8 protein-coding genes are annotated in these 8,961 nt (G+C 69.8%); 7 read left to right on the plus strand and 1 reads right to left on the minus strand.

Annotation, left to right across the window (positions count from 1 at the left end; all coding sequences use genetic code 11):
- Positions 1–28: 28 nt before the first annotated feature.
- Positions 29–553, minus strand: coding sequence for a bpX5 domain-containing protein (locus tag IZR01_RS45780; RefSeq protein ID WP_194898714.1), 525 nt, complete (start codon positions 551–553; stop codon positions 29–31).
- Between the two features lie 111 nt (positions 554–664).
- On the opposite strand from IZR01_RS45780, the gene IZR01_RS45785 reads away from it, so the two are divergent.
- From IZR01_RS45785 to IZR01_RS45815, 7 genes are all read left to right on the plus strand, one after another.
- The gene (locus IZR01_RS45785; RefSeq protein ID WP_194898713.1) at positions 665–1,087 is read left to right on the plus strand and encodes a DUF5990 family protein; all 423 of its coding nucleotides are present in this window, start codon (positions 665–667) and stop codon (positions 1,085–1,087) included.
- A gap of 99 nt (positions 1,088–1,186) precedes the next feature.
- On the plus strand, positions 1,187–2,686 hold the full coding sequence (locus IZR01_RS45790; RefSeq protein ID WP_194927483.1) for a hypothetical protein: 1,500 nt from the start codon (positions 1,187–1,189) through the stop codon (positions 2,684–2,686).
- Positions 2,687–3,046: 360 nt separating this feature from the next.
- Positions 3,047–4,330, plus strand: coding sequence for an NADH-quinone oxidoreductase subunit D (locus IZR01_RS45795; protein WP_194927484.1), 1,284 nt, complete (start codon positions 3,047–3,049; stop codon positions 4,328–4,330).
- 353 nt (positions 4,331–4,683) lie between these two features.
- Positions 4,684–6,186 carry a flavin-containing monooxygenase gene (locus IZR01_RS45800; RefSeq protein ID WP_194927485.1) on the plus strand — a complete coding sequence of 501 codons (1,503 nt, stop codon included), beginning with the start codon at positions 4,684–4,686 and terminating at the stop codon, positions 6,184–6,186.
- Positions 6,179–7,111: an SDR family NAD(P)-dependent oxidoreductase gene (locus IZR01_RS45805; RefSeq protein ID WP_228561320.1), complete on the plus strand. Its 933-nt coding sequence runs from the start codon at positions 6,179–6,181 to the stop codon at positions 7,109–7,111. The genes IZR01_RS45800 and IZR01_RS45805 overlap by 8 nt, the downstream gene beginning before the upstream one ends.
- Before the next feature lie 296 nt (positions 7,112–7,407).
- Complete coding sequence (locus IZR01_RS45810) at positions 7,408–7,773, plus strand: hypothetical protein (protein ID WP_194927486.1); 366 nt, start codon at positions 7,408–7,410, stop codon at positions 7,771–7,773.
- Between the two features lie 25 nt (positions 7,774–7,798).
- Complete coding sequence (locus IZR01_RS45815; protein ID WP_194898707.1) at positions 7,799–8,350, plus strand: TOPRIM nucleotidyl transferase/hydrolase domain-containing protein; 552 nt, start codon at positions 7,799–7,801, stop codon at positions 8,348–8,350.
- Positions 8,351–8,961: the final 611 nt, after the last annotated feature.

An 8,961-nucleotide genomic window follows, 5' to 3' on the forward strand; every position in this document is an offset into this window, starting at 1 on the left:
GGTTCTGTGGGCTGAGTAGGCGGGCGGGTTACGAGCTATGGCGGGTCTCGCCGGGCGTCGGCGCCTGCTGGTCCGCATGGCCGGCATGGCTCGCATGGCCCGTATCGCCCGTATGGCCGGCACGATCCGCATGGCTCGCACGATCCGCATGATCGGCGTCGTTCCCGGCAGCTATCAGCACCTGGTCCGGCAGCACGATCACCAGCGACGCCGCGTCCGCCCCGGCCGCCGTCAATGCGGCCTCGCGCCACAGGTCGGCGGTCGGCAGCACCCGGTGCGTGGTGAGGGTCAGGGCGTTGCCGTCCCAGCCGAGGTAGCGGGCGCCGTCCACCCAGGGCAGCGCCGTCTCCTCGCCGAGGACGACCAGGTACTCGGGATCGGCGACCAGGTGCAGCTTGGCGCCGTCGGCCAGCAGCGCGTGCGCCGCCTCGGTCAGGGCGGCCGCGACCGGGCCGATGCCGAGGACGGCCACCGCCGGGAGCGCGGGTTCACGGCGGTGCCAGGACTCGACCGTGTGGTCGTCGGCCGCCTGCCGGACTTCGGAGATCGTCATCGCCCCGCCCCCGCCATTCGAACGTTCACCGAAAAAGGATACGCAGCGCGCGGCGGTGAAAGGCGCCTGTGACCGGGATGCGGGCGGGTTCAGGCGTGCGAGCCTTGTCACATGTTGCTGCGCATCGAAGGACGTGATCTGCCGGGCCTGCCGGGGATCGTGGTAGCCGTCCAGGTCAGGGACAAGCCGAAGGAGCTGCTGGACCCGGTGCGCGGGGACGCCGCCGGGGCGGTGTGGGAGCTGACGGTCGAGCCGTTCACGAACAAGCAAGGGGAGCGCACACTGCGTGGCCGGCACGTGCAGGACGGGATCGGCGGGCGCTTCGTATACCTGTCGTGGAACCGGATCGGCGAGGACGGCGACTACACGATGTACTGCCGCTCGAAGCTGATGCTGTCCGGCATCCCGCAGGACGTGTTCGAGGCCGGCATCGCCTCCGGGACGCTCCGGGCCCGGATGGGCCTGACCAACGCCAAGGGCCAGCCCCTCACGGCGCGCGTGCTGCCGCCCGAGGTCGAGTGGACCGCGAGCTGAGCCCATTGCTCAGCACTTGTCACGCGCGGGGCTCGGGCCCGGCGCCGGAGGACTAGACTCCAGCCAGCTTTTGCCGCGAGGCGGACTGGGGAGTGGGTTGTGACGGACGGGCCGAACGAGTCGATACCCGAGGAGGGCGTGCGGAAAGAGGGCACGTCGATAGGGCTGCCGCCGCTGACGGCACGGGAATACAGCGGATCGCCGACGACCTCGCCGACGCTGTATCCGAGCAACCCGTTCCTGGCCTCGACCCGGCCGGTCTCGCCGGAGGTCCAGGCGATCCCCGCGCGGACGCCGGGGTTCGCGCCGCGGACGCGGACGCCGGATGGCGGGGAGTCGAAGCCGGACGGCAGGGAACCGAAGCCGGACGGCGGAGAGCCGAGGCTGGACGCCGGGGAGCCGACGCAGCGGATACCGCGGGTCGAGGCGGCGCCGGAGATGCAGCACACGCAGCCGATACCGCGGGTCGGGGCGGAGCCGCAGATACCAAGCGCGCCAGCGCGATCAGCACCGCAGCAGCAGCCGAAGGCGCCGCAGCCGCAGATGCCGCCGCTTGCTTCAGCGCAGGCGATGCAGTCGGCGACTCCCGCGCTATCAGCACCGCAGCAGCCGCAGATGCCGCCGGCCGCACCAGCGCAGCCAGCAGTGCCGTCGCAGAGCTCGCCGGGTGCCCAGATACCGCCGGCGTCGTCGATGCCTTACATGCCGCAGTCCGAGTCGCAGTCCCAATCGCAGCCCTGGAGCCAGTCCCAGTCCCAGTCCCAGCCCCAGCCGCCAGCCTCGATGTGGCCGATACCACTAGCGCGACAGCCCTCCGCCGACGACGTCTCGCCGGCCCCATCCGCTCCTGAACCGCAGGAATCCGGCCGCCGCCGTGGCGTCATCATCGGCGCCAGCGCCGCGGCCGCAATGGCGGTGGCGATCGGCGCGATCTCGCTGGCGCAGGGTTCCTCCTCCACGGCCAGCTCTGCCGACACCCACTCCGGCTTCGCCCCCGGCGCCGGCGATCCCACCGGCGGCGCGCGCGACGGCGGCCAGCCGCTCGCGGGTTCCACCTCCCGTCCCGACGGCCAGGACGTCAACGCCGGGGCCGCGAGCAGCGCGGCGAGTACCAGCGCCGCCGGTAACTTCGGGCCGGCCAGTAGCGGGCCGGGGAATCAGGGCTCGAATCCGGGGGCGCCGGCGACCTCGGCGCCGCCGGTGGTCGGTTCGACGTCCGTCGCGCCGCCGGTGCCGTCCACTCCCGTGGCGTCCACCCCCGCGCCGCCGAAGCCGAGCACGAGCACCACGCCGCCGAAGCCGCCGGTCAGCACCAGCAAGGCCAACATGGGGTGCACCGGCTGGCACACCACGCACGTCGTGGCGCAGGACGGCAGCGGCACCGCCAACACCGGCACCTTCACCATGCGCTCCGGTCCCTACGCGGCCTGCGCCAGCGCCGGTTCCTTCACCAGCGGTCAGCACATGTACATCTGGTGCCACGCCATCAACGGCTACGGCAACACCTGGGTCTACGGCCGCATCGACGGCACCAACACTCCGGCCTGGCAGTCCCTGGCCAACTTCAAGCCCGGCGCCACGCTCGGCCCGGTCTGCTGACGTCCGAAGCCGCCGGCGTCGCGGGAACACCCTCAGGGGCCTGCGAAGCGGCGGCCGACCGTCCCGGGAACCCCGGCAGCCGACCGCCGTGCCCCGACGCGAGAACGACCGCGCAAACCCTGCGCCCCGCCCGAATCGGCGCTGCCGGGCAGTACCTGCAGGACGCCCGGCTACGGTCCAACGTATTCGAATATACGCGCGAAAGCGACGCCTTCGCGATCGGGCGCCCGGCATACCGCGTACGGTGATCGCCCATTCAGGGCACCGGCCGCACCCGGACCGACCTGCGACGTTCGAAGCGGCGCCGCGCCGGACCAGGTCTAGCCGTTTCGCTGTTCCGAATGAGGACAAATCCCCCATGTGTACGACTGGGACGAAGTCCTGCGCGACGCCGAACGCCAGCCGGGGGCCGGGCCGGGCGGCGAGGACCGGCTGATCGTCAACATGGGGCCGCAGCACCCCTCCACGCACGGGGTGCTGCGGCTGATCCTGGAGATCGAGGGCGAGAGCGTCATCGAGGCCCGGTGCGGGATCGGATACCTGCACACCGGGATCGAGAAGAACCTGGAGTACCGGAACTGGACCCAGGCGGTGACGTTCCTGACCCGCGCCGACTACCTGATGCCGCTGTTCAACGAGACCGTGTACTGCCGCGCGGTCGAGGCGCTGCTCGGCGTCGAGGCGGACGTGCCGCCGCGCGCCGAGGTCATCAGGGTCCTGCTGATGGAGCTGAACCGGATCTCCTCGCACCTGGTGGCGCTCGCGACCGGCGGCATGGAACTGGGCGCGCTGACGGTGATGACCAATGGTTTCCGGGACCGGGAGCCGATCCTGGACATCCTGGAGGCGATCACCGGCAACCGGATGAACCACGCCTACGTGCGGCCCGGCGGGCTGGCGCAGGATCTGCCGGACGGGGTCGTCGAGGACATCAGGACCCTGATCGCCGAGTTCCCCAAGCGGCTGCGCGACTACGAGCGCCTGTTGAACAGCAACCCGGTGTTCCTGGGCCGGACCAAGGGTGTCGGGTATCTGGATCTGGCCGGCTGTATGGCCTTGGGCGTCACCGGCCCGATGCTGCGGGCCACCGGGCTGCCGCACGATCTGCGCAAGGCGGAGCCGTATCTGGGTTATGACACGTACGAGTTCGACGTGCCGACCGAGACCGGGTGCGACGCCTACAGCCGCTACGTGGTGCGGCTGCACGAGATGGCCGAGTCGCTGCGCATCATCGACCAGGCCCTGGACCGGCTGGAGCCCGGCCCGGTGATGCTCGCCGACCCGAAGATCGCCTGGCCGGCGCGGCTGGCCCTGGGGTCCGCCGACGGCCTCGGGAACTCCGAGGAGTGGGTGCGGCACATCATGGCGCAGTCGATGGAAGCGCTGATCCACCACTTCAAGCTGGTGACCGAGGGCTTCGCGGTGCCGGCCGGGCAGGTGTACTCGGCCGTGGAGTCCCCGCGCGGCGAGCTCGGCGCGCATGTGGTCAGCGACGGCGGGACCCGGCCGTTCCGCGTGCATCTGCGCGATCCCTCGTTCACGCATCTGGCGGCGGTCCCGGCGATGGCCGAGGGCGGGATGCTCGCCGACGTGGTGGCGGTGGTGGCCTCGGTGGATCCGGTGTTGGGCGGCGCCGACCGGTGACATCCAGCTCAGCTTGATCTCGCACAGGTATTGACTGTGCACGTCCCGTGACTAAGTTCGAGTCATTCGAACTCTGCGAAAGGGGACGTCCGTGAACCAGAAGCAGAAGAACCGGCGACGGCATGGCAAAATCCGCCGCCATCGGACCATCGCGCACATCCGCAAGCACCACCTGCACGGCCGGCACCTCGGCTAGCTGCCAAGACCGGGCTAGCCGTAAAGATCGGACTAGCCGTAAAGATCGGACTAGCCGTAAAGATCGGACTAGCTGTAAAGACCGGGCTATCTGCACTGACCGCGTCCGCGCTGGTCGGCTGATATTTTCTTTACACCAACCCTTGCCGCGTAAAGCCATGTCGGCCACACTGAGGGCCATGGAGCACTTCGACGTGGTCGTGGTCGGCGCGGGCCTGTCCGGGATCGGGGCCGGGTATCGGCTACAGACCGAAAGCCCGGGGCGCAGTTACGTGATCCTGGAGGCGCGGGCCGCGATCGGCGGGACGTGGGACCTGTTCCGGTATCCCGGCGTGCGGTCGGACTCCGACATGTACACGCTGGGATACTCGTTCCGGCCGTGGCGCGAGTCGAAGTCCATCGCCGCCGGGGACACCGTCTTGGAGTACATCCGGACGACCGCGAAGCGGTACCGGATCGAGGACAAGATACGGTTCCGGACCAAGGTGGTGGCCGCCGACTGGTCCAGTGCGCAGGCGCGGTGGACCGTCACCGTCGAGCAGACGTGCGAGCAGGGTACGCTCGAGCGCCGCACGATGACCTGCGACTTCCTCTACTCCTGCGCCGGGTACTACGACTACGACAGCGGCTACACGCCCGACTTCCCCGGCGTCGAGGACTACCGGGGCACGGTCGTGCACCCGCAGTTCTGGCCGCAGGATCTGGACTACGCCGGCAAGCGCGTCGTCATCATCGGCAGCGGCGCGACCGCCGTCACGCTGGTGCCGTCGCTGGTGCGGCAGGCCGAGCACGTCACCATGCTCCAGCGCTCGCCGAGCTGGATCGCCGCGCTGCCGAGCCGGGACAAGCTGGCCGACCGGCTGCGCGCGGTGCTGCCGCCGAAGGCCGCGCACCGGATCATCCGGGCGAAGAACATCGCCTTGACGGTGGCGGTGAACCACTTCTGCGCCCGCCGGCCCGAGGCCGCGCGCAAGGTGTTCATCAAGCTCACCCAGCGGGCGGTGAAGGACGAGGCGATGGTGCGCGAGCATTTCACGCCGAGCTACAACCCGTGGGAGCAGCGGGTGTGCGCGGCTCCGGACGCCGACTTCTTCCGGGCGCTGCGAGGCGGGAAGGCGGAGGTGGTCACGGATCACATCGAGACGTTCGTGCCGGAGGGGATCCGGCTGAAGTCGGGCAAGGTGCTGGAGGCGGACGTGGTGGTCACCGCGACCGGGCTGCGGCTGCTGGCCTTCGGCGGGATCGCACCGCGGGTCGACGGCGCCGAGGTGCCGCTGGCCGAGCAGTTCGTGTGGCGCGGGGCGATGGTCAGCGGGATCCCCAACTTCGCGGTCTGCATCGGCTACACCAACGCCTCGTGGACGCTGCGCGGGGACCTGACGTCGCGGCTGGTGTGCAAGGTGCTGAACTATATGACGGAGCGCGGGTACTCCTCGGTCGTGCCGGTGCCGGACGGGACGTTGCGCGAGCGGCCGCTGCTGACGCTGAGCTCGGGGTATATCCAGCGCTCGATCCAGGACTTCCCGCGGGCCGGGCACCGCAGCCCGTGGCGGGTGCGGCAGAACTACATTCTGGACGCCACCTCCACGATGCGGACGGATCTGGATCGGACGTTGCGCCCTACGCGGCGGGACAAGGCGAAGGTGGGTTCTGATGGCTGAGGGCGCTGCGGGTACTGAGGGTCCCGAGGGTGCTGCGGGTACCGCGGGTACTGAGGGCGCTGCGGGGGCTGCGCGTGCCACGCCGAGACTCGCACCCTTCCGCTTCAACGGAGCGGTCGCGGTGGTCACCGGCGCGGCCGGCGGCATGGGGGAGCAGCTGGCCTACGGCCTCGCGCTCAAGGGCACGCACCTGGTGCTGGTGGACCGGGACGCCGAGCGGCTGGCGACCGTCGCGCAGACCGTGACCAGGCGCCGTCCCGAAATCAGGGTGCGCACTCTGGTCGCCGACCTGTCCGACGCCGACGCGGTCGCCAAGCTGGCCGCCGAGATCATGGACGCCGAACCGGTCGTCAACCTACTGATCAACAACGCCGGTGTGGCGCTGGCCGGGACTTTCGCGCAGACCTCGGCGGAGGAGTCCGACTGGGTGATGGCGGTCAACTTCGCCGCGCCGGTCGCCCTGACACGTGCCCTGCTGCCCCGGCTGCGGGAGTCGGCCGGCAGCCACATCGTAAACACCTCCAGCCTGTTCGGCCTGATCGCCCCGCCCGGCCAGAGCGCCTACTCGGCCAGCAAGTTCGCGTTGCGCGGCTTCACCGAGGCGCTGCGGCACGAGCTGGCCGGCGAGGTCGGCGTGACCTGCGTCCACCCCGGCGGCATCAAGACCCGCATCGCGCTGGACGCGCGCGTGGCCTCCGGCGCCGACCAGGAGCGCAGCGAGCAGGCGATGCGCGCCTTCAACAAGGTCCTGACGTACCCGGCCGACCGGGCCGCCGCCCGGATCATCGAGGGCGTGCGGCGGCGCCGTGGCCGGGTCCTGATCGCGATGTCGGCGCGGGTGCCGGACCTGCTGGCGCGGCTGTTCCCGGCGACGTACTGGGACGCTTTCGTGCGGCTGAACCCGCGGGCGAACCGGCGGGGCTAACGATCCGATCGCGCGTCGATCAGGCAGATGAACACCAGCGCGACCGCGATGACGGCGGCGATGAGGATGACCAGGCCCATGGGGAACATGTGCGACTCCTGGGATAGGTGTGTTTCTTAGAGCTTCGATCCGCGGCGGCGGATCGTCCAGAGGCCGGATTGCGTCGATTGCTCGATTCCTCGAACGCGTCGAACGCGTCGGATACGTCGATCAGGAATGTATCAACCGGCGAATACGTAGCCGATGACGTGAGCCCCCCGATCCCCCGCGCGTCGCCGGAACGTACGGTGGCCCGCATGAAACGTGCGCTGTCAGCGATGTCGCGGCAGAACATGCAGTCGGTGGTCCACATGACCGCGCTGTACGGCGGACCCCCGGCGGCCGGGGCCGGCGCCTGGGCCCTGTACTGGGCGTCGGGGTGGGGACCGGACGGCGCCGCCGGGGACCTGCGCGGCGCGGTACTGGGATTCGTCGGCGCGAGCCTGGTCGTGGCGGCGGTGCTGGGGGCGATGTTCGGCGACGTGGTGGACGCCGACTTCGAGTCGGGCCTCCCCGAACATCCACTGCGCTACCTGCTCGGATACGCCGCAGTGTTCAGCGGTTACCTCCTGCTGGTCCTGGCGCTGGTGCTGCTGCCTCTGGCGCTTATCCTCAGCATCTGACCGGCCGCTGATCTATCCTCGACCCATGCGCGCGGCCATCCTCGTCGAGGGAGTGAGCGACCAGGCGGCCCTGCACGCGCTGGCCCGGCGCCGGAATCGCGACCTGGCCGCCGAGGGAGTCGAGGTGCTCGCGATGGACGGCGCCACGAACGCCGCCCGGTACCTGCACGACTACGGCCCCCAGGGCCGCGCCCTGAAGCTGGCCGGCCTGTTCGACGAGGCCGAGGAACGTTTCTTCCGGCTAGGCCTGGAGCGCGCCGGCCTGGCACCCGGGCCGAAGACAGAGGACTTGGAGGAGTTCGGCTTCTTCGTGTGCCGCACCGACCTGGAGGACGAACTCATCCGAGCCGTCGGCGCCGAGCAGGTACTGGCCCTGGTCGCGGCCGAGGGCGAGGAGCGCTCCTTCCGCACGCTCCAGCGCCAGCCGGCGATGCGGGACAAGACCCTGGTCCACCAGCTGCGGCGGATGATGGGCGGCCGGTCTGGGGGCAAGGAGCGCTGGGCTCGGCTGCTGGCGGAGACGGTGCCGTTGGATCGGGTGCCTTATCCGCTGGATGCGGTGCTTGCGCAGGTTTGAATCGTGCGTCAGGGCGTGCTCGGGTACTAATGTGCGCATGGTCATGGGGGCTGTTCGGGGTTCGGGGTTCGGGCTTTTTTTGGGGGCTGGAGTTTGCTGGCCGGGTTGCGGTTGGGTTGTGGGTTTAGAAGCTTTTTACGGCCTTCGGTCATGGTTGTGCCGGTTCGGGGTTCGGGTCGGCGAGTGTGTTTGTCGGCTGCCGGTTTACGCGTTCACAACCCCGCCGCATCTCAGGCCTCTTCCACTCCAGCAAGTTGGAACAAGAACCAGATCAACAGCAAGATCAAGAACCAGATCAACAGCAAGATCAAGAACCAGATCACAAGCAAGATCAACGGCACAGTCAAGGTCAAGAGCTATGGTGAAGAGCCCGGCGCCTCCGGCGGGGGCTCTCGGCTCCCTCGGGGAACTGGCGCGGTTCCATAGGGTGGTCCGGTCAGGGCCCTGCGGCGGCGGTCCCTGAGGTGGTGCGGTCCGTTCCCCACGGTCGCGTCGTCAGCCCCAAGGGGTACAGCGCCGAACCCCGGGAGTAAAGTCCGCGCCCTTGCGGTCAGGCGTGGAGGTGGCGGCTACGTACAGCGCGAACTTGACTCCCGAGAACCGGCACTGTA

Source organism: Catenulispora pinisilvae, from assembly GCF_015356865.1.
Taxonomy (GTDB): Bacteria; Actinomycetota; Actinomycetes; order Streptomycetales; family Catenulisporaceae; genus Catenulispora; species Catenulispora pinisilvae.

Bases quoted from the DNA above. Each gene is read 5' to 3' on its own strand.
- IZR01_RS45810 (WP_194927486.1), top strand. From the start codon at position 7,408: ATGAAACGTGCGCTGTCAGCGATGTCGCGGCAGAACATGCAGTCGGTG.
- IZR01_RS45815 (WP_194898707.1), top strand. From the start codon at position 7,799: ATGCGCGCGGCCATCCTCGTCGAGGGAGTGAGCGACCAGGCGGCCCTG.
- IZR01_RS45800 (WP_194927485.1), top strand. From the start codon at position 4,684: ATGTCGGCCACACTGAGGGCCATGGAGCACTTCGACGTGGTCGTGGTC.
- IZR01_RS45780 (WP_194898714.1), bottom strand. From the start codon at position 553: ATGACGATCTCCGAAGTCCGGCAGGCGGCCGACGACCACACGGTCGAG.
- IZR01_RS45785 (WP_194898713.1), top strand. From the start codon at position 665: ATGTTGCTGCGCATCGAAGGACGTGATCTGCCGGGCCTGCCGGGGATC.
- IZR01_RS45805 (WP_228561320.1), top strand. From the start codon at position 6,179: ATGGCTGAGGGCGCTGCGGGTACTGAGGGTCCCGAGGGTGCTGCGGGT.